General features: G+C 62.8%; 27 protein-coding genes. 15 read left to right on the top strand and 12 right to left on the bottom strand.

What is annotated here, in order from left to right; genetic code table 11:
- Positions 1–43 precede the first annotated feature (43 nt).
- On the top strand, positions 44–1,684 hold the full coding sequence (groL, locus tag K3F49_RS02270; protein WP_234679165.1) for a chaperonin GroEL: 1,641 nt from the start codon (positions 44–46) through the stop codon (positions 1,682–1,684).
- Positions 1,685–1,934: 250 nt separating this feature from the next.
- Here the strand turns inward: groL and lepB are convergent, their stop codons facing one another.
- Positions 1,935–2,681 (bottom strand): signal peptidase I, encoded by a 747-nt coding sequence (gene lepB / locus K3F49_RS02275; protein WP_234679167.1) that lies wholly within the window; start codon positions 2,679–2,681, stop codon positions 1,935–1,937.
- Between the two features lie 126 nt (positions 2,682–2,807).
- On the bottom strand, positions 2,808–3,641 hold the full coding sequence (locus tag K3F49_RS02280; RefSeq protein ID WP_234679168.1) for a LysR family transcriptional regulator: 834 nt from the start codon (positions 3,639–3,641) through the stop codon (positions 2,808–2,810).
- A 128-nt stretch (positions 3,642–3,769) separates the two neighbouring features.
- On the opposite strand from K3F49_RS02280, the gene K3F49_RS02285 reads away from it, so the two are divergent.
- The 3 genes from K3F49_RS02285 to K3F49_RS02295 all read left to right on the top strand — a co-directional run bounded on the left by K3F49_RS02285 (position 3,770) and on the right by K3F49_RS02295 (position 5,914).
- On the top strand, positions 3,770–4,363 hold the full coding sequence (locus K3F49_RS02285; protein ID WP_234679170.1) for a cysteine hydrolase family protein: 594 nt from the start codon (positions 3,770–3,772) through the stop codon (positions 4,361–4,363).
- 12 nt (positions 4,364–4,375) lie between these two features.
- Positions 4,376–5,014, top strand: a complete 639-nt coding sequence (locus K3F49_RS02290) for a glutathione binding-like protein (protein ID WP_234679172.1) — start codon at positions 4,376–4,378, stop codon at positions 5,012–5,014.
- 75 nt (positions 5,015–5,089) lie between these two features.
- On the top strand, positions 5,090–5,914 hold the full coding sequence (locus K3F49_RS02295; protein ID WP_234679174.1) for an SDR family NAD(P)-dependent oxidoreductase: 825 nt from the start codon (positions 5,090–5,092) through the stop codon (positions 5,912–5,914).
- Between the two features lie 77 nt (positions 5,915–5,991).
- Here the strand turns inward: K3F49_RS02295 and K3F49_RS02300 are convergent, their stop codons facing one another.
- Together K3F49_RS02300 and K3F49_RS02305 are read right to left on the bottom strand one after the other, a co-directional pair.
- Positions 5,992–7,095 (bottom strand): DUF2778 domain-containing protein, encoded by a 1,104-nt coding sequence (locus K3F49_RS02300; protein ID WP_234679176.1) that lies wholly within the window; start codon positions 7,093–7,095, stop codon positions 5,992–5,994.
- 307 nt (positions 7,096–7,402) lie between these two features.
- Positions 7,403–7,915, bottom strand: coding sequence for a hypothetical protein (locus tag K3F49_RS02305; protein ID WP_234680607.1), 513 nt, complete (start codon positions 7,913–7,915; stop codon positions 7,403–7,405).
- Here K3F49_RS02305 and K3F49_RS02310 point away from each other — a divergent pair.
- Both K3F49_RS02310 and K3F49_RS02315 read left to right on the top strand, forming a co-directional pair.
- Entirely contained in the window at positions 7,815–8,306 is a 492-nt protein-coding gene (locus K3F49_RS02310) for a FecR domain-containing protein (protein ID WP_234679178.1), read from the top strand. The two genes, K3F49_RS02305 and K3F49_RS02310, sit on opposite strands and share 101 nt — an antisense overlap.
- A gap of 79 nt (positions 8,307–8,385) precedes the next feature.
- Positions 8,386–10,272 carry a CHASE2 domain-containing protein gene (locus K3F49_RS02315; RefSeq protein WP_234679180.1) on the top strand — a complete coding sequence of 629 codons (1,887 nt, stop codon included), beginning with the start codon at positions 8,386–8,388 and terminating at the stop codon, positions 10,270–10,272.
- Between the two features lie 20 nt (positions 10,273–10,292).
- On the opposite strand, the gene K3F49_RS02320 is transcribed toward K3F49_RS02315, so the two are convergent.
- On the bottom strand, positions 10,293–12,293 hold the full coding sequence (locus K3F49_RS02320) for a glycosyltransferase (RefSeq protein ID WP_234679182.1): 2,001 nt from the start codon (positions 12,291–12,293) through the stop codon (positions 10,293–10,295).
- 208 nt (positions 12,294–12,501) lie between these two features.
- Between K3F49_RS02320 and K3F49_RS02325 the strand changes: the two genes are divergently transcribed.
- The 5 genes from K3F49_RS02325 to K3F49_RS02345 all read left to right on the top strand — a co-directional run bounded on the left by K3F49_RS02325 (position 12,502) and on the right by K3F49_RS02345 (position 16,577).
- The gene (locus K3F49_RS02325) at positions 12,502–13,227 is read left to right on the top strand and encodes a class I SAM-dependent methyltransferase (RefSeq protein ID WP_234679184.1); all 726 of its coding nucleotides are present in this window, start codon (positions 12,502–12,504) and stop codon (positions 13,225–13,227) included.
- An 8-nt stretch (positions 13,228–13,235) separates the two neighbouring features.
- Positions 13,236–14,078 (top strand): NAD-dependent epimerase/dehydratase family protein, encoded by an 843-nt coding sequence (locus tag K3F49_RS02330; RefSeq protein ID WP_234679186.1) that lies wholly within the window; start codon positions 13,236–13,238, stop codon positions 14,076–14,078.
- Positions 14,075–15,052 (top strand): ATP-grasp domain-containing protein, encoded by a 978-nt coding sequence (locus K3F49_RS02335; protein ID WP_234679188.1) that lies wholly within the window; start codon positions 14,075–14,077, stop codon positions 15,050–15,052. The genes K3F49_RS02330 and K3F49_RS02335 overlap by 4 nt, the downstream gene beginning before the upstream one ends.
- Positions 15,030–15,710, top strand: coding sequence for a metallophosphoesterase family protein (locus K3F49_RS02340; protein ID WP_234679189.1), 681 nt, complete (start codon positions 15,030–15,032; stop codon positions 15,708–15,710). Before K3F49_RS02335 ends, K3F49_RS02340 begins: the two co-directional genes overlap by 23 nt.
- A gap of 99 nt (positions 15,711–15,809) precedes the next feature.
- A complete protein-coding gene (locus K3F49_RS02345; RefSeq protein ID WP_234679191.1) occupies positions 15,810–16,577 on the top strand; it encodes a TylF/MycF family methyltransferase in 768 nt (255 codons plus the stop codon).
- A 146-nt stretch (positions 16,578–16,723) separates the two neighbouring features.
- Here K3F49_RS02345 and K3F49_RS02350 read toward each other — a convergent pair whose 3' ends face one another.
- Together K3F49_RS02350 and K3F49_RS02355 are read right to left on the bottom strand one after the other, a co-directional pair.
- Positions 16,724–17,431 (bottom strand): WbqC family protein, encoded by a 708-nt coding sequence (locus tag K3F49_RS02350; RefSeq protein WP_234679194.1) that lies wholly within the window; start codon positions 17,429–17,431, stop codon positions 16,724–16,726.
- A 70-nt stretch (positions 17,432–17,501) separates the two neighbouring features.
- On the bottom strand, positions 17,502–18,257 hold the full coding sequence (locus K3F49_RS02355; RefSeq protein ID WP_234679195.1) for a glycosyltransferase family 25 protein: 756 nt from the start codon (positions 18,255–18,257) through the stop codon (positions 17,502–17,504).
- 190 nt (positions 18,258–18,447) lie between these two features.
- On the opposite strand from K3F49_RS02355, the gene K3F49_RS02360 reads away from it, so the two are divergent.
- Both K3F49_RS02360 and K3F49_RS02365 read left to right on the top strand, forming a co-directional pair.
- Positions 18,448–19,611: a DegT/DnrJ/EryC1/StrS family aminotransferase gene (locus K3F49_RS02360; RefSeq protein ID WP_234680557.1), complete on the top strand. Its 1,164-nt coding sequence runs from the start codon at positions 18,448–18,450 to the stop codon at positions 19,609–19,611.
- A 57-nt stretch (positions 19,612–19,668) separates the two neighbouring features.
- Entirely contained in the window at positions 19,669–20,697 is a 1,029-nt protein-coding gene (locus K3F49_RS02365) for an NAD-dependent epimerase/dehydratase family protein (RefSeq protein WP_234679198.1), read from the top strand.
- A gap of 4 nt (positions 20,698–20,701) precedes the next feature.
- On the opposite strand, the gene K3F49_RS02370 is transcribed toward K3F49_RS02365, so the two are convergent.
- From K3F49_RS02370 to K3F49_RS02385, 4 genes are all read right to left on the bottom strand, one after another.
- Positions 20,702–22,207, bottom strand: a complete 1,506-nt coding sequence (locus K3F49_RS02370; RefSeq protein ID WP_234679199.1) for a glycosyltransferase family 39 protein — start codon at positions 22,205–22,207, stop codon at positions 20,702–20,704.
- A 27-nt stretch (positions 22,208–22,234) separates the two neighbouring features.
- Positions 22,235–23,362 carry a glycosyltransferase gene (locus K3F49_RS02375; RefSeq protein ID WP_234679201.1) on the bottom strand — a complete coding sequence of 376 codons (1,128 nt, stop codon included), beginning with the start codon at positions 23,360–23,362 and terminating at the stop codon, positions 22,235–22,237.
- 241 nt (positions 23,363–23,603) lie between these two features.
- Complete coding sequence (locus tag K3F49_RS02380) at positions 23,604–23,810, bottom strand: hypothetical protein (protein ID WP_234679203.1); 207 nt, start codon at positions 23,808–23,810, stop codon at positions 23,604–23,606.
- A gap of 153 nt (positions 23,811–23,963) precedes the next feature.
- Positions 23,964–24,344 (bottom strand): hypothetical protein, encoded by a 381-nt coding sequence (locus tag K3F49_RS02385; RefSeq protein ID WP_234679205.1) that lies wholly within the window; start codon positions 24,342–24,344, stop codon positions 23,964–23,966.
- Between the two features lie 118 nt (positions 24,345–24,462).
- On the opposite strand from K3F49_RS02385, the gene K3F49_RS02390 reads away from it, so the two are divergent.
- Positions 24,463–25,284 (top strand): DUF72 domain-containing protein, encoded by an 822-nt coding sequence (locus K3F49_RS02390; protein WP_234679207.1) that lies wholly within the window; start codon positions 24,463–24,465, stop codon positions 25,282–25,284.
- A gap of 9 nt (positions 25,285–25,293) precedes the next feature.
- A complete protein-coding gene (locus tag K3F49_RS02395) occupies positions 25,294–25,755 on the top strand; it encodes a DUF488 domain-containing protein (RefSeq protein WP_234679209.1) in 462 nt (153 codons plus the stop codon).
- A 174-nt stretch (positions 25,756–25,929) separates the two neighbouring features.
- Here K3F49_RS02395 and K3F49_RS02400 read toward each other — a convergent pair whose 3' ends face one another.
- On the bottom strand, positions 25,930–26,844 hold the full coding sequence (locus K3F49_RS02400; protein WP_234679212.1) for a PhzF family phenazine biosynthesis protein: 915 nt from the start codon (positions 26,842–26,844) through the stop codon (positions 25,930–25,932).
- Between the last annotated feature and the right edge of the window lie 62 nt (positions 26,845–26,906).

Here is a 26,906-nt window from a genome sequence, read left to right on the forward strand (position 1 = left end):
GCCCTTCTCTCCCTCCAGTCAAACCCTCAAGGAAAAAATCCACATGGCAGCCAAAGAAGTCAAATTCTCGGTTGAAGCGCGCGACAAGATGCTGCGCGGCGTCGACATTCTCGCCAACGCGGTGAAGGTCACGCTCGGTCCGAAGGGCCGCAACGTCGTGCTCGACAAGTCGTTCGGCGCTCCCCGCATCACCAAGGACGGCGTCACCGTCGCCAAGGAGATCGAGCTCGAGGACAAGTTCGAGAACATGGGCGCGCAGATGGTGCGCGAAGTCGCCTCCAAATCCGCTGACGCGGCCGGCGACGGCACCACCACCGCCACCGTGCTCGCAGCAGCGATCGTGAAGGAAGGCGCCAAGTCGGTCGCCGCCGGCATGAACCCGATGGACCTCAAGCGCGGTATCGACCTCGCGGTCGAGGCCGTGGTTGCGGACCTGCAGAAGAACTCCAAGAAGGTCACCTCGAACGACGAGATCGCCCAGGTCGGCACCATCTCGGCGAACGGCGACGCGGAGATCGGCAAGTTCCTCTCCGACGCCATGAAGAAGGTCGGCAACGAGGGTGTCATCACCGTCGAGGAAGCCAAGTCGCTCGAGACCGAGCTCGACGTCGTCGAGGGCATGCAGTTCGACCGCGGCTACATCTCGCCCTACTTCGTCACCAACGCCGACAAGATGCGCGTTGAGATGGACGACGCCTACATCCTCATCAACGAGAAGAAGCTCTCCTCGCTGAACGAGCTGCTCCCGCTGCTCGAGGCCGTGGTGCAGACCGGCAAGCCGCTGGTCATCGTCGCCGAGGACGTCGAAGGCGAGGCGCTCGCGACCCTGGTCGTGAACCGTCTGCGCGGTGGTCTGAAGGTCGCGGCCGTCAAGGCTCCGGGCTTCGGCGATCGCCGCAAGGCAATGCTGCAGGACATCGCGATCCTGACCGGCGGCCAGGCGATCTCGGAAGATCTCGGCATCAAGCTCGAGAACGTCACGCTCAACATGCTCGGTCGCGCCAAGAAGGTGATGATCGACAAGGAGAACACCACGATCGTCAACGGCGCCGGCAAGAAGGCCGACATCGAAGCGCGCGTGGCCCAGATCAAGGCGCAGATCGAGGAAACGACCTCGGACTACGACCGTGAGAAGCTCCAGGAGCGTCTCGCCAAGCTCGCTGGCGGCGTCGCGGTGATCCGCGTCGGCGGCGCGACCGAGGTCGAGGTGAAGGAGCGCAAGGATCGCGTTGATGACGCGATGCATGCGACCCGGGCGGCTGTCGAGGAAGGCATCGTCCCGGGCGGCGGCGTCGCCCTGCTCCGTGCTTCCGAGCAGCTCAAGGGCCTGCGCACCAAGAACGACGACCAGAAGACCGGCGTCGAGATCGTGCGCAAGGCGCTCTCCGCGCCCGCTCGCCAGATCGCGATCAACGCCGGTGAAGACGGTTCGGTGATCGTCGGCAAGGTGCTGGAGAACAAGTCGTACGCTTTCGGCTTCGACTCCCAGACCGGTGAATACGGTGACCTCGTCAAGAAGGGCATCATCGACCCGACCAAGGTGGTCCGTACCGCGATCCAGAACGCAGCCTCGGTTGCGGCCCTGCTGATCACCACGGAAGCCATGGTCGCCGAGCTGCCCAAGAAGGGCGGCGCCGGTCCGGCGATGCCCCCGGGCGGCGGCATGGGCGGCATGGACTTCTGATCCAGCCGTTCAGGCACACGACGAAATGCGAAACCCCGGCAGCGATGCCGGGGTTTTTGTTTTGGGGAGCTACTTCTCTCCGCTCGTCATTCCGGGGCGGCGCAAAGCGCCGAGCCCGGAATCCATTCCACCCTTTGCTCCTGACCTATCGAGACTCGATCGTGCGGATGGGACTTCGCATGTAGGAGCTGAGCATGTGGACTAGCGGAGTCCGGGCTCGCGCTTCGCGCGCCCCGGACTGACAGAAGAGCTACCCCACCTTCCCCATCCGATCCGGTCGCAGGCCGCCTCGGGAATCGAGCGACCAGAAGATCCGCGTCACCTTGCCGACCAGATTGTCCATCGGAATAAAACCCATCGCCTGCTTGAAGCGACTATCGGCCGAGTTGTCTCTGTTATCGCCGAGCGCGAAAAAATGGCCGGGAGGCACAGTGAAGACTTCGGTATTGTCGGCAAAGCCATTGTCGACGCAGTCGTACGTGATGTAGCTCGCACCGTTCGGCATCGTCTCGCGCCAGCGCTTGACCTTGACACCGACCTCGCCGCCGCACGCCGACCCGGCGGACACGTCCTTCAGGGCGACACGCGCGACCGGCTTGTCGTTGAGGAAGAGCTGGCCCTGCCGCATCTGAATGCGGTCGCCAGGCAGCCCGACCACGCGCTTCACATAATCAACGGTAGTGTCCCTCGGCGTCCTGAATACGACGACGTCGCCATAGGCGGGATCAGCGGCGCGGAAGCGGCCTGAGATCAATGACGGCGCGAAGGGGAACGAGTAGCGGCCGTAACCGTAGGCGTATTTTGCGGCGAAGACGTAGTCGCCAACCACCAGTGTCGGCATCATCGAGCCGGACGGGATGTTGAACGGTTGATACAGGAAGATGCGAAACAGGAAGGGCGGCGACCACAACACCGGCACGAGCAGGATCAGGACGACGATCGCCTTCCATTCGCTCGATCTGGCCCGCGGCCGGATGGTGTGCTCAAGAGTGGTCATCGCCCGCCCCTGCCCAATGAGGTTGTGCACTGAGACTAGCGCAAGTGCTGGCACGCGCAAATCCGGGCTTGCCTGAGTTGGTCGTCAGGTTGTCGGGCTGCGTTCAAAGCGGCCGCTCGCCGGCGATCAACCCTGCGCCAGATCCCCGAAGCAACGGCGGATCCATTCTATGGTTAGCCGCGTTGCGGCGTCGCGCTTGAGGTGATTTTGCACGAGCAGCCAGACGTCGCGACGTTTCGGCAGCAGCGTCGCGCGCAGGCGACGATCGCCGAGCAGGTCCGCGCAAACATACTCCGGCAGCACGCCAGCGGCCTGATACGAGCGGATCAGGCTGCGGATGACGCGGACGTTGTCGGTGACGCAGCGCGCGCGGGCTTGCTTCGTGCGCAGGAATTGCATCTCGGGAATGGCACCGAGTTCGTCCGGATAGGCGCACAGCACTGGCTCGCGCTCGGTCGTAACAGGCTCGAAATAGTAGATGCGGGTCTCGCCGAGCTTCGAGATCGCGAAGTCGCCCTTGTCGGGCTTGCGCAGCCGGATGGCGAGATCGGCCTCCCAGCGCGAGAACTTGACGTTCTCGCTCGAGGTGAGGAATTGCAGCGTCAGGCCGGGATTGGTGCGCAGGAAATCGCTCGCGCGCGGCGACAGCACCTCCTCGGCGACCGTGTTGGTGGAGGCGATGCGCAGGCGTCCCACCGGACCTGCCAGACTCGCACCGACGCGACCGATCTCAGCGGCGTGTGCGGCCATCGCCTCGACATGCGCCAGCACCGCCTCGCATTGCCGCGTCGGCCTGCGGACACCGTCGGCGGCCTCGAACAGACGCAAACCGAGCGAACGCTCGATGCGCGACAGCCTGCGCCCGACCGTCGTCTCGTCGATGCGCAGCCGCGCGCTGGCACCGGCATAGGTGCCTTCGTCCCTGACGGCGGCGATGATGCGCAGATCGTCCCAGTTCATCGCTCGAGGTTATACCGGCCGGAGGCCGCCTGCAATAACGCAGCCACCCGCTGCAATATCCCTGCATATCGGCAGGCCGTCCCGCGGCTATGCTTGCCCAAGGTTTCGCCCCGGAGATTACAAAAACCATGTCGACCGCAAAGACCCTGCTGCAGCTCGCCGGTGCCGATCTCAACCCGCCGCGTCTTGGCAACGCCGCGCTGGTGCTGATCGACATCCAGAACGAATATCTCGCGGGCCCGCTCGCCTTGCCCGATGCCAAGCCCGCGATCGTGCGGGCGACCGCGCTATTGGCGCGGGCCCGCGAGGCCGGAGCCACGATCATCCATATCGCCCATCGCGGCAAGGCGGGCAGCCTGTTCGACCGCGGCGCCGAGCGCGGCGCCATCGTCGCTGAACTCACGCCCCGTGCCGGCGAGCTGGTGATCGAAAAGGAGCTGCCCAATGCGTTTGCCGGCACGGATTTGCAGGCGCGCCTTGCCGCAACCGACCGGAAGAACGTCGTGCTGGCCGGCTTCATGACGCATATGTGCGTCAGCTCCACGGCGCGCGCCGCGCTCGACCTCGGCTTTCGCACGACGATCGACGCCGACGCTTGCGCCACGCGCGACCTGCCCGACGGCCGCGGCGGCACGCTGGACGCCCGGACCATCCACGAGGTTGCACTCGCCGAGCTATCCGACCGCTTCGCGATCATCGCGCGCGGCGACGCGCTGACATAGTGGAGCAACGCGATGCTGCAGCTCTATTTCTCGCCGATGGCCTGCTCGCTTGCGAGCCGCATCGCGCTGATGGAAGCCGGCCTCGATGCGCGCTATCATCTGGTGCATCTCGCGACCAAGAAGGTCGCGGGCGACGACGGTGATTTTCGCGGCATTTCGTCGAAGGGCGCGGTGCCGGTCCTGGTGCTTGAAAACGGCGAGCGGCTGACGGAAAGCGCGGCGGTGCTGCAATACATCGCCGACCTGAAGCCAGAGCGCGGCCTTGCGCCGCGGCCGGGAGAAGCGGATCGCTACCGGCTGCAGGAATGGCTGAGCTTCATCGGCGCCGAGATCCACAAGGCGTTCCTGTTTCCGACTTTCTGGTACAAGGACGATGCCTCGCTCGCCAAGCCGCGCGCGCGGATCGCGCAGACATTATCGGTGCCATCTGCGCATCTGGCGGACCGTGAATTCCTCGTTGGTCAACGCTTCACCGTTGCGGACGCCCATCTCACCTGGGCCCTGCTGCTGCTACGTGCCGCGGGCGTCGACGTCGCGCAATGGCCGTCGCTGGCTGCCTATCTCGAACGCATGCAGGCGCGGCCGATGGTGCGAGAAGCGATTGCCACTGAAGTTGCGCTGCGCAAGACCGTGGCGGCCAGCCCGGCGTGACAGGTCACTGGTGCGGGCGATGGCGATTGGGTTAGATCTTGTGACCGACTGAATTTTCACGACGGGAACGAGATCATGACATCGCATGACGCTACGAAGATATTGGCGGGCAAGGTGGCGCTGGTGACCGGCGCGGGGCGCGGACTCGGGCGCGCCTTTGCAGAGAATCTCGCCGCGCTCGGCGCCGATGTCGCCATCCACGGCATGCGGGAGAACGGGCCGGCGGAATATGGCGAGGGCACCACGCTGACCGCGGTGGCCGCAGAGATCGGGGAGCAATTTGGCGTCCGCAGCCGGCGCGTGCTCGGCGATCTCACCAAAGGCGAAGACATCGCGCGCGTGGTGGCCGAGACGGAAGGCGCGCTCGGCCCAATCGACATTCTCGTGCACAATGCCGGCGGCGATATCGCGGCCGCCGGCGGCAAGCCCGATCCGAACGACGCGGTGAACATTGAGGAGGCCGATGTGCGCGCGGTGCTGGAGCGCAATCTGCTCTCGACCATCCTGACCTGCCAGGCGGTCGCGAAGGGCATGATGGAGCGGCGGCGTGGCCGCATCGTCACGCTCGGCTCGGTCGCCGCCTTCAAGGGGCGCACCCAGGGCTCGATCTATGCGGTGTCGAAGGCCGGCGTCACGCATTACACGCGATGCCTGGCCGACCAGCTCCGTCCCTTCGACATCGCCGTCAATTGCATCGCGCCCGGCGACACCCGCACCGGCCGCTTCCTCGGCACCCGTGCGGTGGACCCGAACCGGATGGTCGAGACCGGCACGCTCGACCGCATCGCGACCGTCGACGAGGTCGCACGCGTCGTCGAGTTCTTTGCAGGGCCCATGGGTGCGTTCGTCTCCGGCCAGGTGCTGCGGATCGACGGCGGCGGGCAATGCTGGCCGGGCTGAAAGGGCACGCGCAACACTGAAAAAGAAAAGGGCCGCTGCGAGCGGCCCTTTTGGATTGTCTGGAATTGGCTGAGAGATCAGTCGACCCGCGCCAGCACCGCGAGCTTGCGGATACCCTTGTTGCGATAGGCGTCGAGGAACGCGTAATAGTCCTTGAACGACACGCAGCCGTTGGAGTCGCCGTTCGGCCCAAGCATGAAGGTGTGCGCAAGCAGACCGTCACGGCCGTAGATCGCGCTCTCGCCGCCGATCGGTGTCAGCCGCAGCGCCGGCACGCCGTGGAACAGCGCTTCGCGCGGCTTCAGATTGTAGATGTGCGGCGGGGTCACGCCACGCATGCGCACCCGCGAGGAGCGCGGATCGTCGAGATTGGAGCCGAGGCCGGAATGCGCCTCCAGCTTGGTGCCATCGGGCAGGTAAACCGTCTTGGCGGTGATGTCGTAGACCGCGGTATCGCGATCATAGGGCGCCGATCCGCCAAGCATCGGGTTCTGCTCCTTCGGCGCGATCGCCGAGGTCACGCTGGCATCGGCCGAAGCATAGGCGAGCAAGCCGCCGGACGGCTCGCGCTTGCCCCAGAGCTTCTCCACCATCGACTGGCGCGGGCCGGTGATCGACATCACCGCGGCCTTGGCGCGATCGGCAAAGGACTTTGGCTTGGCTTCAGGCGCCGGCACGATCTGGGCCGGATCGGCCGAGGCGAGCTGCACCGGTGCCTCGGCGCCGCGCTTGGACTTCGTCACGTCCGCGACCCTGTCGGCAATCCTTTCAGAGACCTTGGCCGGACTCTTCAGCACTTCCGCGACCTTGGCCATGACGGTCGGCTTCGGCGCTTCCTTGTTGGTATCCTTGGCTTCGGCGACCTTGGTCGCCGGCACAGCACTCGCCGCGTTGGACTCGACACCCTGCGTCGCTGCCGCGGCAAAGCGCTCGTTGAACATGTCGCGTGAAATCGGTGCCACCACCTGCAGCCGGTCGGGCAGCAGCGCAAAGGTTTCCCGGATTGCCTCGCCTGCCTCGCGCAGCGCGACCTTGGGTGCGCGCTTGACCACGGGCTCGTCATAGCCGGAGCTGCCGACGGTCGGATAGACGCTGGCCGCGAAGATGTTGTTGTAGACGGTCCAGCCGGCCAGCACGACGCAGCCGATCACGGCTGCGCCAAGCGCGTTTTGGGTGGTCATTTTCCGGGAAGACTTCCGATGTGAATGTTTGTTCGGATTCTTGTTCGGATTCTTGGGCTTCCGTGCCGCGTAACTTTGCGCAGCGATACTCGTACTCATTCGCCTTGCATCCAGGACGGTGTCACTCAGTCCCCCTTCGAAGTGCCGCTGGTCACGTTCCGGAACCAGCATTTCGCAGAGGGTCGGAGCGTCATTAAGGCGACTTTTAGTTAAATGCGGATTAAGTTCTGGCGGATGTGAGGCCGGCCGTTAGCGCTGTGCCATTTCGAGAAAAAAGCCCGCAGAACTACGGACTTAGGCGAAGCTGTTAACCATAATTCTCGGCCGGTTCGGCACGGTCGGCGGACGTCTCCGACCGCATCTCTAGACGCACCAACCAAGTCGTTTTCGTGGTGATCAATATCCGGAAGATAGCGGGGAAGCGTTGCGCGAGGCTGGTGCGGTCAGCGGCAGATGTCAGCAGAACGGCGGCAGCACCCACATCCCACATCGCGCGCAGAGCGCTCACGCGGCACGGCGCCATGACTGAAAGTTGATTGCGCCGGTCTGGAAATTGCCGCAGCGCAAAATAGCTAAAGACCCCGGCGCTTTTCAACAGCCTCTGCGCGTGATACGGTACCGTATCAACATCGCCTTGAACTGTGCCGAGCATGCAAACGGAGGCTGGCATGAGAGGTTTTTGGCGCGCCGGGTTTTGCGCCCTGGCGTGGACATTTGTGTTGATCGGAGCTGCAACTGCACAGCCGGCCGCCAATGCGGGCTGCACGGCATCACCATCGGCCGCAGGAACGCAAACCTGGCGCTGCGACAACGGCATCACGATCGTTGCCGAAAGCGGCGCCCGATTTGAACTAAACGACGCCAACCGCGACGGACATATTGACTCCGTGGAGTTGAGCAGCAAGGCGTTGCTGGTCGAGGTGCCCAGGAAGCCCGGCGGCAATCCCTTCAAGGTGCTGACGCCGCAAGCGATCGCCGCTGTGCGCGGCACCAAATGGGCGGTCGATGTCACCGAAGCCAAGACGTCTGTGTTCGTCGCCAACGGCCGGGTCGGCGTGACCCGCAGGGCGACGCGTGGACGTGGCGCCGTGCTGGGAGCTGGCGAAGGCGTCGACGTCGAAGCGACCGGTCCGCTGACCGTCAAGACGCTGACCGTCAAGACATGGGGCCAGCCGCGCATCGATGCGCTGATGGCAAGACTGGGTCAATAAGACTGGGTCAATAAGGCTCGGACGTCGCGACCTGCTGAGACAGGCCCCGACAACAACAAGAAGATTGCAGTACGACGGAATGAAGAGACACGTTCAAATTCTGGTGGCACTTGCCCTCACCGCGCTGTGGGGCGCGGGCATCTATGCGGGCCACGCCAACGGTCATCTCCGCTTCCTCGATCGGCTCGAGGCGACGCTGACGGATTGGCGAACGCAGGTCCGCGGCGTGCAAGCTCCGCCCGATCTCGTCACCATCGTCGCCATCGACGACACCGTGGTGAAACGTGGCGGCAGCTATCCGCTGCCGCGCGCCGATCTCGCCCGCGTGGTTGACACCGTCGTGCAGTTCAAGCCGAAGGTCGTCGCGATCGACCTGCTGCTGGTCGACCGCAGCGCCGCGATCGGTGATGCCACGCTGGCCAACACGCTTGCCACCGGCCCCATGGTGCTCGCAGCTGCAGCGATCTTTCCGAGCGCGAGCGAGACCGTGGCGCCGGCCAGCGCCGGGCCGCTCGCCGCGCTGCCCCAGGCCGAGCGCTTCCTGCTGCCATTGCCGGCATTCGCCGATCACGCCGAGGTCGGTATCGTCAACGTCGCGACCGGGCAGTCCGGCTCGCCGCTCTCGGTGCCGATGCTGTTCCGGACAGATGACAAGGTCGAACTGTCGTTTCCGCTGCGGGTCGCAAGCCGCGCACTCGACAAGCCGCTGACGATCGCGCCCGATCATCTCATGCTCGGCGATCGCGCGGTGCCGACCGACACCGACTTTGCGCTGCCGATGACCTATTACGGCCCGCGCCGCACCATCCGTACCGTGAGCGCACAGAGCATTTTCGACGGCACGCTCGACCGCAAGGCGATCGAGAACCGGATCGTCGTGATCGGCGCCGCCGTTGCCGGTGGCGGCGACTTCTTCCCGACGCCGTTCGATTCCCTGATGCCCGGCGTCGAGGTGATCTCGACCGCGGTCACGCATCTCGTCGCCGGCGACAGCGTCGTGCGCAACCGCAAGGTTCACATCGCCGATGCGCTGATCGCGATCCTGCTGCCGATGCTGCTGGTCGGCCTGCTCGCCTGGCGACGGAGCGCGCTCGGCTTCGTCGCGGCAGCCGCGGTGACGGTCGCCTGGGCCGGGATCAATCTGTTCGCATTCACGCACGGCGTCTGGCTCGATGCCGCGACCACGCTCGCAGCGGCAGTGCCACCGGTCGCGGTGTTCGTTGGCGTGCAATTGTGGGCAGGCGGCCGCCGCACGCAATATCTGGCCGCCAAGAGCCGATCGCTGGCGCAATTCCAGGCACCAGCCGTGCAGGAGTGGCTGGCGCGCGATCCCAACTTCCTGGCGAAGCCCGTCCGGCAGGACGCGGCCATCGTCTTCATCGATCTCTCCGATTTCACCGCACTGAGCCAGCGGATCGATCCGGACGAGCTCCAGGACATCCTGCAGGCGTTCCACGGGCTGATCGACAGGGCCGCGGTCGATTGCGGCGGCATGATCACCAGCTTTCTCGGTGACGGCGCCATGATCCTGTTCGGTCTGCCGGGCGCGATGCCGGATGACGCGGCGCGTGCGCTGAAATGCGCGATCGATCTGCATCGCGGCGTCGAGCGCTGGATCGCGTCACTGCCGTCAGCGATCGGCGACCGGCTCGGGTTCAAGATCGGGGCGCATTTCGGCCCGATCGTCGCCTCCCGTCTCGGCGAGAGCCACCAGCACATCACGGCAAACGGCGACACCGTCAATCTCGCGAGCCGGCTGATGGAGGTCGCCGCGCAAAACGATGCACGGTTCGCATTGACGGACGCCTTGCTCGATGCGGCCGACTTTCACGGGGCGCCCGACGGTGTCCTGTCGGGCCCCTTGCTGACACAGATCCGTGGCCGCTCCGGCGTCGTCACCGTCTGGTTCTGGCGCGACCGGGACAGGCCGAGCCAGGCCACAGCCAGGGTCGAGATGATCGACTGAGGCCGTCGGCTCGGCTCCTGCTATTTCGCCCTGCGCCTCAGCACGCCCAGGCCGCCGAGCAGGCCGCGCGACATCAGCTCGCGAAAGCTGTCATTGATGAGGATCTCGTCGACCTCATCCGATATCAGCTTCGCTTCGGCCTCGGTCATGATGTTGGAGGTGAACGAGCCGCTCGCCTTCATGGCGTTGAGCACATCCTTGACCAGCGGCGCGCCGTTGGACGGAATCTCCGGCGGCTGCCAATCGAGATCCTCGATCACGAACAAGCCGCCCGGCATCAGCGAAGGAAACAACACGCCGAGCGTCAGGTGCTGGTGCACCGAGGCGTGAGAGCCGTCGTCGATGATGATGTCCAGCGCGCCCTCTTTGCTTGCGAGCTCCGCCAGCATGGTCCGGTCGCCCTGATCGACGCGATGGACCCTGACCCGCGGATGGGAGAACCAGCTGAAATCCTCGATGTCGACGCCGATGACCTCGGCATTCGGGAAGTAATCCAGCCACATCTGTAGCGACGGCACCTGATCCTGAGTGCAGCCTTCGACCCGCCCGCGGCATAGACCGATTTCCAGGATGCGAATGGGCTCGAGCGCCTTCGATCGGAACAGCTCGTGATAGATTCTCGTATAGTGATGGGCGAGGTGGCCCTTGTAGACCGCGCCCTTGTCGGAGTCGTATTTCGCCGCAAGCTGCGTCAACCAGTTCGGCTCGAGCACCAGCTTCTTGAGATAGCCAGCCACGCTCTGCTCGGGGACCGCATCGAAGCGCAGCCCCCTCTCGGCCCACATCTTTCCCCAGAGATGGACGCCCGTCACACGGGGATCGCTCAAGAGATCGAAGCCGGCCCGGCCCTCGGAGGCGAACAAGTCCACTTCACGCCCGTCGATCGCGTTGAAAGTTGTGGGCGGCAGAATAGATGACTGGAGCTCCTCGTCGCCCGCCACGAGCAGATATTCGCTGAGCAGCAGCGGCCCCACCGCGCCATATTCGACGCGCTTTTCGCTGAACAACCGCTGCAGGGACAGCGCATACAGGTTGGCCATGTGAACCGAGCCCTTGGGCGCGCGCATCACGTCGCCGACGCAGACATGCCCGTTCTCGACGCCCGACCATTGCGCGGAAAACACGTGCTCCCTGCCAAAATCCAGCGGCTTCACGAGTACGATGTCCGTATCGAGCCACCAGCCGCCGAATTCATGAAGAACGGCATAGCGGAAGATGTCGCTGAAGTAGCGGATATCGCTGTTCACGACGGCATCCTGGTAGATTGAACCCGGCACGACGTTTCCGGCATCGACCACTAAGACCCCGGGCGGCACAAGTGCCTGCACTGCGGCCAGGTTGTCGTAAGTGTAAAGCTTGACCGGATGGCCCTGGCGGATCATCGACTGAAGCGAGAGACGATGCATTTCGCCGAGTGGAGCCATCGACCAGAAGCAATGGATGGGATCACGAGCCTCTCCCGGCGCCGAGTGGCTCCAAAGATGCGCGTTGAACTGCTCTGTCAGGGCATTCCAGCCGCTGCGAGGAACAGAACGGCACTCGCTGAGGAACGGCAATTTCTGATACGCGCGCGCGATCAGAAAGCAAAGGCTCGCCTGGTTGACATGCCCCGCCCTGTTCAACGCGTTGCCAAAGTTCTCCCAGATGGACGGATCGACGGGATCGAGCGCCACCGCGCGCTGAAACGCCTCGAGCGCGGGCTCTTGGAGTCCCTTCCCTTGCAGGGCGGTCCCGAACGTCGCAAGATAGGTCGCCTTCATGTCGTTCGTGAGAGCACGGCCGGCCCAGTGGATGGCGGCATCGTAATTCCCGTTGAGCAGCGACACACCGGCCATCAAGTGAAGCAAGCCGGCATGATTTTCGTCCGCGGCCAGCCCCTCCCGACAACGGGCAACCGCCTGCTCGAGCTCGCCCGATTTCAGGTGTCGAAGGCAGATCTGGTAAACCTCATCCCGCGTCAGCGACGACGGGTCTCCCGAAATCTCGTTCGCTCTTGCGAGAGTGCCGTCGTGATAATTCATCGGGAACCTTCCGGATCATGGGAGCGGGCGGCAACCCGACTCCCGAGGCTCCAGGGCGGTCGCCGTCTCCCACTATCCCGTTTGTAGCTTGCTTGAAGCTTGACACCGCATTCGCCTCATCGCGTCGGCGCATGGCGAATCAAGCGGGCGGTTGATATGGCTGCGATCAGGCGTCCGATGGCGCGTCGAATTTGGGGAGAGAGAACCCATGAACAGTCGATTGGATGTCCACGTCGCCGCCTATGAAGGCAAGAACATCTACGATTTCGACAACGAACTTTCACTGACCTGGTATCCGAAACGCATCGCGCGCGTCGTCAAGAATCCGCGCGCCGTCCTGGATCTGGGACTGGGGCACGGGTTCGCAACCGAGATCTTTTCGGGCGGAGCTGGCCGCCATGTGGTTCTTGAAGGATCTGCCGCGGTCATCGAAAACTTCAAGCTGAGATTTCCAGACAACAAAAGCGAGCTCGTCGAGACCTACTTCGAGGAGTTCAATACGGACGAAAGATTCGACCTTATCGTCATGGGGTTCGTCCTCGAGCATGTCGACGACCCCCTTCTGATCCTGAAGCGATTCAGGAAGTTTCTCGCACCCGCAGGCAAACTTTTCGTAGCGGTCCCCAATGCCGAAGTCATGAACCGAAGGCTCGGCAATCTTGCCGGAATGCTGCCCGACATGCAGGCCCTTTCAGAGAACGATCTGGTCCTGGGGCATCAGCGGTATTTTACGGTCAATTCGCTCACCAAGCTGGTGAGCGACGCCGGCTACAAGATCGAGAAGATCGAGGGCATCTATCTCAAGCCCTTCTCGACCAGTCAGCTCCTGTCGTTGAATCTCGACACCAAGATCATCCAGGCCTTGTGCGAGATAGGCGTCGACTATCCGGAACTGTCCTGCGGGCTTCTCGCTCAGCTCACGCCGGACGACTAGGCACGCTCATGAGAGTGTTGATCGTCGGGGGAACCTCTTCGCTGGCGCAGGCGCTGATCCCACTCCTTCGCGACCATTGCGACGTGTTGACGGCTGGCCGCAGGGGCTGCGATGTCGAGCTGGACCTCCGTTCGCATGACATTCGGATTCCCGGCGGGATCGACTGCGTCGTGAACATGGCCGCAGCTTTCGGGGGCAAGGACTTTTCCGACACCCTGCAAGCGGTGGATGTCAACGTGCTCGGCTTGATGAGGCTCTGTCATGCCAGTTCAATAGCGAACGCGAAGCATTTCGTGCACATCTCCAGCATCTCTGCTGATCTCAGCAGCGGCTCTCCCTTCTTCGGCGCCTACTCACTTTCAAAGAAGCATTCCGAAGACGTTGCGCAAATCTGCGGCAGGGAGCTCCGGCTGCCGATCGCGGTGCTGAAGCCTTCCCGGATCTATGGTGTGGGCGAGCGGTTTCGAAAGCATCAGCCATTCCTATACGCCATCATGGACAAGGCCCAGCGGCACGAAGACATCGACTTCTTCGGTTCGAATGACGCCTTGAGAAACTTTATCCATGCCCAGGACATGGCAAACATCGTCTCGGCCGTCATGGCGATGAAGCTCGAAGGTGTCTATCGCTGCGTGAACGCCGATAACGTCTCGTATTCTCAAATCGCAGCGGCCGCCATTTCTGCTTTTGCTAGCAGAAGCAAGGTCAGGTTCCTGCGAGACAAGCCCGACATCCCAAGCAACGCCTTTGCTTGTGACGAGACGCTGTTCCGCCTGGTCGACTATTTTCCCCGCATCTCCATTGCGTTGGGAATGCAGATGGAAGCGGCTCACCGAAGGTTGGCATCGTGACGACGGTATTGATTTCCGGCGCCAGCAGCATCGTCGGCTACGGAATCTTGCGCTCCCTCAAGATGTCGAAGCGACCGATGACACTCATCGGCACCTCGATCTATACCGACTCGGTCGCGCAGGGGTTTTGCGACGTTTTTGAAGTCGTGCCCAGGACGGACGCACCGGACTACCTCGATCGGCTTCTCGCGCTCCTGCGCAAGCATCACGTCGACGTGGCGATCCCCGGCATCGATGCCGACATGTACAAATGGGCGGATCACGTCGCCGAAATTGAGGCGACCGGGACCAAGGTCGTCCTCAACTCGCTCGAGCTGATTTCCAGATGTTCCGACAAATGGGCATTCTATGAAAGGCAGCAGGAGCTGAAGCTGCCCTATGCGATCCCGAGCTACCTGGACGTGGACTTCCATTTCCTCAAAGAGAACTGCGGCCTGCCGTTCCTGATGAAGCCGCGTCGGGGTTTCGGATCCAAGGGTATCGTGGTGGTCGAGAGCGCGGAGCAGCTTGCCAGGATTGCTCCCGCGACAAAGACGACGTTGATGGCGCAGCCCATCGTCGGGCGCGATGATGAAGAATTCACGGTGTCCGCGTTTTGCGATGGCCATGGGAGCTATTCGGCCCTCATGGCGCTCCGGCGAAAACTCTCCAAGGATGGCTTTACGGATAAGGCCGAAGTCGTCAATCAGGCCGACTTTTCCCAAGCCGTCCGGGATCTGTGCAGCGCGTTTTCTCCGGTTGGGCCTACCAACTTTCAGTTTCGCAAGACGGATCACGGCCTGAAGCTGCTCGAGATCAATCCGAGGATTTCTTCATCCACGTCGATACGCGCCGCCTTTGGCTACAACGAAGCCCTGATGGCGGTTGAAATGGCCGTCGAGAAACGGATGCCGGTCCAACCGGACATCAGGCGCGGCAGAGCCGTCCGCTATACCGAGGATTTCATCTTTTATGACGATCGCGTTCATCTCTGACGTCCACGGAAATTTCGAGGCGCTGAAGGCGGTTCTCGCCGAGCTCGATCGCATGCGCGTGACTGAGATCTTCTGCGTGGGCGACGTGGTCGGCTACTATTCCCAGGTGAACGAATGCTGCGACGAACTGAAAAGGCGCGGTATCCCGAGCGTTATCGGCAACCATGACTGGTACCTGGGCTTCGGGGGTTTCTGCACCAGATCCAAGAGCGTGAACGAATGTCTGGTCCATCAGCGGAAGGTGATCACGTCCGACAACGTGAATTGGTTGAGGGCCTTTCGCCTCCAACAGCAAATCGGGAATGTTCAAGTCGTTCACGCCGGATGGGGCGATCCGATCGATGAGTACCTCACCAATCCCACCGAGGAATATTTCGCACGTCTCTCCGGCGTCAACTTCGTCAGCGGCCATACCCACGTGCAAAGCATCCACCGTTTCGGCGGCAAGACCTATTGCAACCCGGGGTCCGTTGGCCAGCCGCGCGACGGCGATCCGCGGGCCGCGTTTGCAACCTTTGACGGCGAGAGCTTCGCGCTGCATCGGGTCGCGTACAATATGCAAAGGGTATTCGAGTTGATGGAAGTCGCGGGATTCCACGATTACTACTATGGCGGGCTGAAGACCGGCGCGAAGAATCTCAGGCGGCTCGCGGATTGAGAGCTGCTCTCCCCCGCGGCCAGCGCCGCCCGCGATCTCGCATTGCGTTTTCCCCGAATCACGATGAAAGTTCACCTCCAATTGCTGAGAGCGCAGGTTATGACATCCAAAGATCCGCAAGACGCGCAGAATTTCACCTATGCTGCCATGGACGAAGTGGCCGCCTATGGTCGGTTGCAGGAGTTGATGAAGACATCGCCGATGCCTCCGCGTGAGTTCCACGCGAACCTCGGCCTGTTCCTGAATCGCCCATCGCTGGCGCGTATTCTCTTCATGCATGATCTCTATTCGAAAGCGCTGCACACGCACGGCGTCATCTTGGAGTTTGGCGTGCGCTGGGGCCAGAACATGGCGCTGTTCACCACGATGCGCCACATCTACGAACCCTACAACATGAGCCGCAAGGTCGTCGGCTTCGACACGTTCGAGGGTTTCCCGTCGGTGGCTCCGCAGGACGGCGATTTCGACGCCTTGAAAGTCGGCGGACTCAGCGTCACGCCGAATTACGAGGACGTGCTTGCAGACATCCTGTCGGCGCAGGAGAAACTCGCGCCGCGCAGTCACATCCGCAAGTTCGAGCTGGTCAAGGGCGATGTGACCGAAACTCTGCCTCGGTATCTGGAAAAGCATCCCGAGACGATCATCGCACTGGCCTATTTCGACCTCGATCTCTACGAGCCGACAAAGAAATGCCTCGAGCTCATTCGCCCCTATCTGGCGAAGAACAGCATCGTCGGGTTCGATGAACTGGTGCTGGCCGAGAATCCCGGAGAAACCCTGGCATTGCGCGAGGCGTGGGGCACCGAAGGCTATCGCATCTGCCGCAGCACGATTTCACCGCAACAGAGTTACGTCGTGTTCGAGTAACGCATCAGTCTTGATGTGGGATTCAGCGCTGCCGGTGCCAGAAACAGCAAGCTGGCGAAACAAGCGCGTGCCATGATCGCCTGATTCCGCTGCACGGAGTCAGGCGTCGACGTCCACAGTCGAAAGACTGGCCCGGCGGCCGAGGGCTACGCCCCCTCAACCAGGTCATAGTTCGTGGCGATGACTTCGCCCAGCTTCGAAACCGAATTGAACATCAGCAGGTCCACGATCGAAAGATACGGCACATGCGGCTGACCGAATTGTTCATAAGGAAACGGCTTTGCTCGAAGTGCCCTGAATTCGATTCCGCGTGCGCTAAAGGCGGCGGAATCGTAGAGCTCCAGGCCGCCGATCGCGTTGATATATCTTTGCGTGCCTTCCGCTTCGCACAAGGCCAACACCTTGTCCTGAAACTTGAGCGAATGGTCGATCGGCACCTCGGACGAAATCTTGAAGGTGGTCTTCAGGCCCAGATGCTCACTGGTCATCTGCAACGAATTGAAGAGATAACGGAATAGATTGGGGTCTTCAAAGCCGACGATCTTCTCCAGGAGCGGAAAGGTCTCCTCGAAGAACGGCGCGGTCCGATAGGCCCCCCGCCATCGATTGAGCAGCTTTGCACGGTCGAAATCAGCCGCCAGCTCCCTGTCGCGAATATCCAGGGCATCCGAATCCTTCTTCAATGGAAGCGAGAAGATCGCGTCCTGCCCGTTGAGCAGCATCCGGTTGCGGTTGATCCAGCCCTTTTTCACATATTTGATGTTGTCGTAGACAATGAAGAGATCGACCGCACCAATCAGCTGGTAGTAGCCGATGTAGGGAAGAAAGTACGGCTGCATGATCGCGAGTTTCATCGGGGGTGACGCCCTGCTACTGTGAAGACATTCATTCGTAAACCCCGCTCACGACAGATCCCCACATCCGTCAGGCTTGCAGGCCCCAGGCGCGTGCATCGTGAGTGAAGGTCGTCGAGGTCGAGTTATCATTGCGCGGCACGACGAGGGGTGCGAAGCAAGCATAGGCCTGCATGAAGCGATAGACGCTATTGCCCATTCCATCCAGACCGATCGTCGGTACCACGCGATTGTTCAGCGCCTCGACCTGGACCGGTCGATTGTCCATCGGATAACACAGCTCCAGCAGCCGCTTCGCTCCTGCAGGCGATATCAGGTTTCCGGCTGGACCATAGCAGGTGTTGAGCCGGAGCGCGGCAACCTGGGAATTCGCGCGCTGGAAAGCAGCTTCGCTCTGCTCATTGGGGTGCTGAGGTCTGAAGATCATCATCGATTTCATTCCTGGTGCCAGCTCGAGATCGAGTACGGAATCCGTGTTGCAACCCAGGACCAGAAGATCCCAGTTCTCAAGGGTCGGAACAAGCGCCTGCAAGCGCGCGATGATGTCGTGACGGATTGCACAATCGTCCTCGAACACAAGGGCGGGTTCATTCTGCCCGGCGATCCAGTTCAATATTCTCCATAGCGAAGCGGCACCGCCAACGGCTCCCCTGGTGAACATCGAACCGGGCGCGACAAGCCGCATCGCCATCACGTCCCGATCGGTCAGCTCCAACCCGTTGGACGCAGAGAAACGCTCGAAGGCGATTCCGCAGCCCGCGTTCCGCTCCAGGAAGCGTGCGTATTTTTCCGGCTGGCGATCGAGATTGATGACGAAGTTTTTCATATGCGAAACGCACCATTGGCGAATGAACAGCGGTGAAGCTCACTCAAATATGATTCGCCGCAGTCACGGCTAGTCCAAAACGCGTGTCAATCAACGACTCCCGCGGCACACGAATGCTCCACACAAGTCTCGGCCTGTATCGGTAACCAGTCATGGACCTTATCGACAACCAGGACTCGAGATGAGCGACATGCTCCCGCCTGAATTTCCGGCGCCCCGGGCCAAGAGCCCGCTCCATATCGTGCGTCCGAGGTTTCCGAAGACGGAGCAATTCCTGGCCGCGTTCGAGAACGCGCTGGAAGCCGGCCAGGTCACCAATAACTCGCGTTGGGTCGTCGAATTCGAGGCGCGCTTGAGCGAGTATCTTGGCGTCCCGACCCTCGTATTCTGCAATGGCCAGATCGGCATGATGGCGATGCTGAGGGCTGCGGGAATTACGGCAGGCGAAGTGATCGTGCCGTCATTCACGTTCAGCGCCACTCCGCATGCCGTCAGATGGGCCGGAGCCGAGCCGGTATTTGCGGACATCCTCGATGACCAGACCATGCGTCTCGACCCGAACGATGTGGAGCGCAGGATCACGGACCGCTCGGTCGCCATCCTTGCCGTCGACGCTTATGGCGTCGCCAGCGATTACGCTGCGCTTGCCCGCATCGCCGAGCGCCACAAGTTGAAATTCCTCGTCGACAGCGCGCCGTCGTTCGGCACGCGCGTCAACGGCCATTTGGTCGGAGGCTTCGCAGACGCGCAGATGTTCAGCTTCCACGCCACCAAAGCCTTTTCGACGATGGAGGGCGGGTGCGTCTGCAGCCACGACGCAGAGCTGTTCGCGCGCGTCAAAGCGATGCGCAACTTCGGACAAGTCGATGGCGCCGACTGTCACGAGGCAGGCTTGAACGGGAAGATGCTGGAGATATCGGCCATCATCGGCCTCGAGCAACTCAAGACGTTCGAGCAGGCCATCGCGACCCGCCGCCACGCTGTCGAGCGCATGCGGACCGGCCTTTCCCGGATTGCCGGCTTGCATGTGGGGCAAGAGCCCGCAGACGTCCAATCCAACTGGCTGTACCTGCCGATCGTCGTGGACGCCGCGGAATTCGGAATAGACCGAGAGGCACTGGCAGCGGCGCTCGAGAAGCACGACGTCTTCGTCCGGAAGTATTACAGCCCGCCCTGCCACCACATGACGGCCTACGCCGCGCATAAGGAGGTGAAATTGGCTGTGACGGAAAGGATCGCTTACAGCGTCATTGCGCTCCCGGTCTACAACGACATGACCGACGAAGAATGCGATCTCATCGTCGCAGCGATCGAGAGCGTGCGCCAATCCGTGCAAAACGGAAGCAGGTCTTAGTCCCAAAAAACAGATCGCACCTCATGCGATGACCCCAAGGACATAGAAGTCGAACAGATGCAGAAAGTTCTCGTGACTGGAGCCGGTGGCTATATCGGCATTCCCCTGTGCCAGATGCTGGCCCAAAAGGGGTATTCGGTGACTGCGCTCGATCGCGGGTTTTTCGGCCGGGATCGTTTCATGCAGGCGGCTTCCCACCCGAACATCAAGCTGCTCGTCGACGACATCCGCACCGTGGACCCCAAGCAGTTCGAGGGCATGGACGCCGTCATCGACCTGGCAGGACTAAGCAACGACGCCTCCGCCGAAATCGATCCCGAACTGACGGTCTCGATCAACCATCAGGGCGGCGTTCGTCTCGCTCGCGCGGCCAAACAGGCCGGCGTTCGCCGCTATGTCTACTCGAGCTCGGCATCTGTCTACGGCCACGGCCAGGAAGTGGCGCTCAACGAGCACGCCGTCTGCCGCCCGCAGACGCTGTATGCCGAGAGCAAGCTTCACGTCGAGGACGAGTTGCGCAAGCTGCAAAGCGACACGTTCGAGACGGTCATCCTGCGCAACAGCACGGTATTCGGCCTGGCTCCGCGCATGCGCTTCGACCTCGCCATCAACGTCATGACGCTACGCGCCTGGAAAGAGCGAGTGATCTACGTCATGGGAGGCGGCGAGCAATGGCGGCCGTTCATTCACGTTCATGATGTCTGCCGCGCCCTGATGATGAGCGTCGAGAGCGAGGCGTCAGCCGTATCCGGCGAGACCTTCAACGTCGGCAGCGACGATCTCAATTATCAAATCAAACAGCTGGCAAATTTCGTCAAAGACATCATCCCGAACATCGTCACACACACGATCCCGGATGCGACGGACAAGCGAACCTATAATCTGTCCTTTGCCAAGATCATACAGCGCCTGAAGTTCGATCCGTCCTCACGCGTGCACGAAGGCATCGTGGAGATAAAGCAGGCTCTGGAGCGCGGCGTGGTGAGTGGCGACGATCCCACGACCCATACACTGGGATGGTACCGTTCCCTGATCGACTGGGAAAAGCGGATCAAGGAGCTGTCGATCAACGGCAAGATCTTGTGATCGCTCAGGGCAGAAGCTCAGGCGGCAGCGAGCGGTCCAGCACCTCGCCCTTGGCGCCCTCGAGCAGATCGATGCCGTAGGTCTCCACCACGAGCGGGCCGCGCTTGCGCTGCAGCTCGGCGACACGCGTCACCTGCGTGAAGAGGTCGTTCAGGAACGGATGGCCGTCGGGACGCAGCTCGTCGACATAGATCAGCTTGCCCGCGAGCAGTTTTGGATCGGGCTCGGGCATGTTGACCCAGCGGATGCGCTGGTTCTGCTGCACCACGCAGCTGCCGCGCGGCAGATAGAAGGCGAGCCAGCCCGTGGTGCCGTAATCCGGCGTGAGCACGCAGGTCGCACCGCTGCGGACGCGTTCCGCCTCGATACCGGCGGCGAGTTCACGCCAGCCGACGCCGACACTGCGAACGGTCGCATCGCGGCGATAGCCGGATAGCCAGCCCGTATTGGCCTGCAGGATCAGTGCGGCGAACATCACGATGCCCGTGGGCGCGGCCCAGCGCAGGCAGAAATCGACCAGGCGTCGCGCACGCGGTTTCCACTGTACGAGGTTGGCCGCGGCAGCGGCGGCAACGACGAAGGGCGGATAGACCGGCGCAAACCAGTTGGCCTCGACGCGGGCATGCAGCGAATGCCAGACGAAATAGGCGACGATGGTCCAGAACATCGTCTCGATCAGCACGCGCGAGGCCAGTGCACCGGCGCGGCGCCAGGTCAGCGCATGCAGGCCCATCGCGCCGAGGATGAACACGAGCGGGGTCGCAAACGCGATCTGGGTCGGGATCAGCTCGGCAATGAAGACCGGGCGGAAATCCTCGATCCTGGCGCGCCCGAGCTGCTTGACGAACGAAACCCAGTGATGATCCGCATTCCAGAGGATCACCGGCGAGAACAGCGCGAGCGCGACGAGGCCGCCGAGATAGGGCCAGGGCGAGAGGAACCAGCGTCTCAGTTTTGGCACCGCCGCGAGCCAGATCAGGATCGCCGCGCCAAAGAACATCGCGGTGTACTTCGACAGCAACGCCGCGCCCACGGCGGCGCCGACAGCAAGCCACCAGGCACCACGACCGGTCTCCAGCACTTTTGCGAGGAAGAACAGCACGAAGCTGGAGGCGACCAGCAACGGCGCATCCGGCGTCACGATCAGCGTACCGACCGAGGCCATCATCGTCACGTTGAGCAGGATGGCGCTGGTTGCCGCCAGCCGGGCGCCGCCGAACAGGATCGCGGCCGTGCGATAGATCGCATAGCTCATCGGCAGCGCGAGCAGGATCGAGACCAGACGGACGCCGAGCTCGGTGTCGCCGGCTATCATGGTGCCGGCGCGGATGACGTAAGCCACCATTGGCGGGTGGTCGTAGTAACCGCCCGCCAGATTCTTCGACCACATCCAGTAATAGGCTTCGTCGAAGGTGATCGGCGTGAAGGCGGCCGCCACCAGCCGCAATGCGACCAGCGCAAGGATCACCAGCGCCGTATTGCGGACGATCCGCGCGTCAGCCCCGCCCATACAAGCTTCCTTGCAAGCCTTGACGCGTTATTTCTTGCGCCAGACGAATAGTCCGGACATCGCGTAATTCCACACCACGCCCATCAGCGCGCCGGCAAGGCCCGCCAGCCACCAGATCGGCTCCTGGTCGTAGACCGAGAAGGCGACGCCGACATTGGCGAGCAGGCCGACGCTGCAGACGATGTAGAACATGATCAGGCCGCGCAGGATCGCAAAGCCCTTCAGCCGCTGGTCGCGATACGTGAGGAAGTTGTTGAGGATGAAATTGGTGGTCATGGCAACGATCGCGCCGGCGGCCTGGGCCTCCGCGAACGGCGCCCTGAACAACTGAAGTCCGATGAACAGCGTGGTGAGATGCACCACGAGGCCGATGCCGCCCACCATCGCGAACAGGATGAAGCGCAGCGAGACGATATCGTTGGTCAGCTTCGCCAGCACGAGTCCGAGGAAGTCGAGCGCGACCATGGAATCGAGCTTGCTCTCGCCATGCTGGCGGGCGCCGAACGTGTAGGGAATCTCGACCGCGCGCAAATTGCCCTGCGCGCTCGCGACCAGATCGAGCAGGATCTTGAAGCCGTGCACCGAAAGCTTGGGCGCCAATTGCTCGAAACGGTCGCGGCGGACCATGAAGAAGCCGCTCATCGGATCGGCGATCTCGACCCGGAGCATCTTCTTCGCGACCTCGGTCGCCAGCGCACTGGCGCCGGCGCGCTGCTTGTTGAAACCTTCGCTCTTGTAGCCCTCGATATAGCGGCTGCCGACGACGAGGTCGGCCTGGTCGCTTGCGAGCAGCAACAGCATCTTCGGCAACTGCGTCTCGTCGTGCTGGAGGTCGGCGTCGATTACGGCGGCGTAAGGCGCGCTGGAGGCCAGGATGCCCTCGATGCAGGCGCCCGACAGGCCGCGGCGGCCGATGCGGCGGATGCAGCGCACGCGGCTGTCCTGCTGCGCCAGCGCCCGCACCACGTCCGAGGTGCCGTCGGGCGAATTGTCGTCGACGAACACGACCTCCCAGGCGACGTTGACGAGCGTCGCCTCCAGCCGCCGGTACAGCACGGTGACGTTGTCGCGCTCGTTGAAGGTCGGGACGATGACCGACAGCTCCGGCCCCTCCTGGGCCTGGCCGTCGACGTCCGGTCTGATCGCTTCATTCATGACGGCAGCGTATATCTGCCGCGTCCTGCGATGCCAAGCCGGGGGTCTGGGGGAATGACCCAAACGGGGCCCTAAAATGCCAACGACCCCGGAACGGCGGGCCGCGCGTACATCCGGCGCGAGCCCAAGCTATTCCAAGGTCGTCTCAGCAACGGAGGTTGTTACTCAACGTTGCCGTTATCGAGCAAATGGGGGCGCCCTGGCCGCTTCGCAAGGGGGCCAGGAGATCTTTTTCAGGCCATTACTGGTTCGGGACTTCCCGGATCACCGGGCCCCGCGGCGCCGGCGCCACAGGAACTGCGGGCGCCATGGCGGAGGGGGCCGGCTCGACCTTGGCCGGCTTCGGCGGCTTGCCGTACTGCCCGATCGGCCCGAAGACGACGGCGACCGCAAGCACGATCGCCGCGACGATCACGCCACAAATGCCACCTACCGACTCAGACGACATGCCAGCCCGTCCCTGTTCCAGATGAACCCAGCTTACCACGCCTGGGCGCGCAGCTGGAAGGGTCCTTCGCGGAGGGGCGAATAGCGCATGGCGAGTAGCGAATGACGAAGGCTGGCTGTCCGACCCTATTCGCTATTGGCCATTCGCCACTCCCTACTTTGCTGGCGGTCGGTGCTTGACGAAGGCGGTCACGATGTCCTTCTGCGCCGCCTCCACGGCCCTGTTCGCGGTCGCGAGATGGGCGCCGGATTCGATGCTCGGATACTGCGAGGTGAGATAATCGAGCAGCGCCACCCGGTAATATTGCCGCTCCGACGGACAGGCGCCGGCGACCGAGCGGCCGAAATCCTGCTCCGATAGTCCCTGATTGCTGTCGCGCGAATACTCCCGCGCCAGGCAATGCCAGTAATCGTCGCGGCCCTGCATGGCGAGCTTCTGCGCGCCCTTCGTGTCGTCGTCATCCGCCTTGGCCGCAAATGTCATGGCAGCAGATGTCATCAACACGAGCGCCGCTCCCAGCATCACCATCCGCATCTTGTTCTCCTTTTTGCGCAGATTTCTTCGTCAGCTTAGACGGGACACCGCAGCTGGCCAATCACTTCTGGTTTGACTAGGATGCAGACCTCCCCTTCCCGTCGATGCGAGATCCTCCGTGGCCAAAGCAAAAACCGCGACCAAAAAATCCGGCAACATCTTCATCGGCGTCGGCGGCTGGACCTTCGAGCCCTGGCGCGGCGTGTTCTATCCGGAGAAGCTGACGCAGGCGAAGGAGCTGTCCTACGCGGCCTCGAAGCTGACCTCAATCGAGATCAACGGCACCTATTACGGCTCGCAGAAGCCTGAGAGCTTTCGCAAATGGGCCGGCGAGGTTCCTGAGGGTTTTGTGTTCTCGGTGAAGGGCCCGCGCTTTGCCACCAACCGTCGCGTGCTCGCCGAGGCCGGCGATTCCATCAAGCGGTTCTACGATTCCGGCGTACTGGAACTCGGCGACCATCTCGGCCCCGTGCTCTGGCAGTTCGCGCCGACCAAGAAATTCGACGGCGCCGATTTCGGCAAGTTTCTGGAGCTGTTGCCGCGAAAGCTCGAGGGCCGCGCGCTGCGCCACGTGGTGGAGGTGCGTCACGACAGCTTCTGCGCGCCCGACTTCATCGCACTGATCCGCGAATTCGAAACGCCTGTGGTGTTCGCCGAGCACGGCAAATATCCGGCGATCGCCGATGTCGCCGGTGATTTCGTCTATGCCCGGCTGCAGAAGGGCAACGACGAGATCAAGACCTGCTATCCGCCGAAGCAGCTCGATGCCTGGGCCGAACGCTTCCAGGCCTGGGCCAACGGCGGTGAACCCGACGACCTTCCGAAGGTCGACAAGGCGAAGCCGAAGAAGGAGCCGCGCGACGTGTTCGCCTATGTCATTCACGAGGGCAAGGTGCGCGCACCGCACGGGGCCATGGAACTTATCGCGCGGGTGAGCTGAGGATCGTTCATGGCGAAGGCGAAAAAGCTCTTCACCATCGGCTATGAGCAGACGCCGCCCAAGGCGGTGCTGGACGAGCTGGAGCAGGCCGGCGTCAAGCTCGTAGTCGACGTGCGCGCGGTGACGTCGTCGCGGCGGCCCGGCTTTTCCAAGAAGCAGCTTGCCGCAGGCCTCGACGAACGCGGCATCGCCTATGTCCATCTCGCAGCCCTCGGTACACCCAAAGAGGGCCGCCTCGCCGCGCGCAGCGGGCAATACGATGCGCTGGAGAAGATCTACTCAAAGCATCTGAAGGCACCTGAAGCCAAGGAAGCGATGGACGAACTCTCGGCGCTGGTGAAGAAGGCCGGCCCCGTCTGCCTGCTCTGCTACGAGCGCGACCATACCCATTGCCACCGTCAGATGATCGCGGAGATCATCGAGGAGCGCGATGGGGTGGCGGTGCGGAATCTTGCGGGGCGACAGGTGTAGCCGTCGTTCGGGTGTTGGCCGTAGCCGTCATCCTGAGGTGGCCGCTTCTTCAGCGGCCCTCGAAGGACGGCGGCGTGCCACCGACGTTGCAGCACCCGGGCCGTGCATCCTTCGAGGCTCGCAAGGGCTCGCACCTCAGGATGACGGATCGCTCGGCGTAACGAGTGGCGAGAGCTACCCCTCCCCCGCCAGCCTGAACGTCCCCTCCATCATCTGCACGCAGCTGCCGCCGACATGGGCGGAAACGATCTTGCCGTCCTGCTTGCGCACGCGCGTCCGGAGGATGCTGGGCCGGCCCATGTCAAAGCCCTGGCCGACCGTGAGCTTCAACTCGCCGTCGCGCACGGGATCGAGATCGGCGAACAACGCGGCGGCGGCGACCGTGGCGCTGCCGGTGGCGGGGTCTTCGGCGAGACCGCCGGCACCGCGCATGAACATCCGCGCCTGTCGCTCGCTAGGCGCCTCCGATGCGGGCACATCGCTTGTGTAGAACCACACCGAGCGGGCGTCGTCGCGCGGCAATACCCTGCCGAACGCAGCCGCGTCGGGCCTCGCCCGCTTGAGCGCATCGCGCGAATGCAGCTCCGCCACCACGAACGGCGTTCCGACGCCGACAACGTGCGGCGCGTGGCGATCGACCTTGATGTCATCAGCAGTCAAGGAGATGCAGGCCGCAACGTCGGCGGCGGAAATCTCCGCCAGTCGCGACAGCGGCTGCGGCGCGGTGAGCTCGGTGCTGATCACCCTGCCTTGCTCCCGCACGATGTCGACCGGGACCAACCCAGCTATCTCCTCGAACAGCAATCGCGGCTTCGGCTCCTTCGCGAGGCTCGCCAGCACGAAAGAGGTGCCGACATTCGGATGGCCGGCGAACGGCATCTCCCTCACCGGCGTGAAGATGCGCACCTCGGCGTCGTTGGCCTTGTCGCGCGGCGGCAGCACGAAGGTCGTCTCGGAATAGTTGAACTCGGTCGCGATCGCCTGCATCTGCTGCGTTGAAAGCCCTGCGGCGTCGAGCACCACGGCGAGCTGGTTGCCGCCGAAGGCGCGGTCAGTGAACACGTCGACGGTGATGTAGCGGCGCTGCATGCAAAATCCTCACGCAATTGGCGGCAGCAAACCGGCCGCTTCGCGCAGCACTCTACAGGCCC

The organism is Bradyrhizobium monzae, from assembly GCF_021458635.1.
Lineage (GTDB): Bacteria > Pseudomonadota > Alphaproteobacteria > Rhizobiales > Xanthobacteraceae > Bradyrhizobium.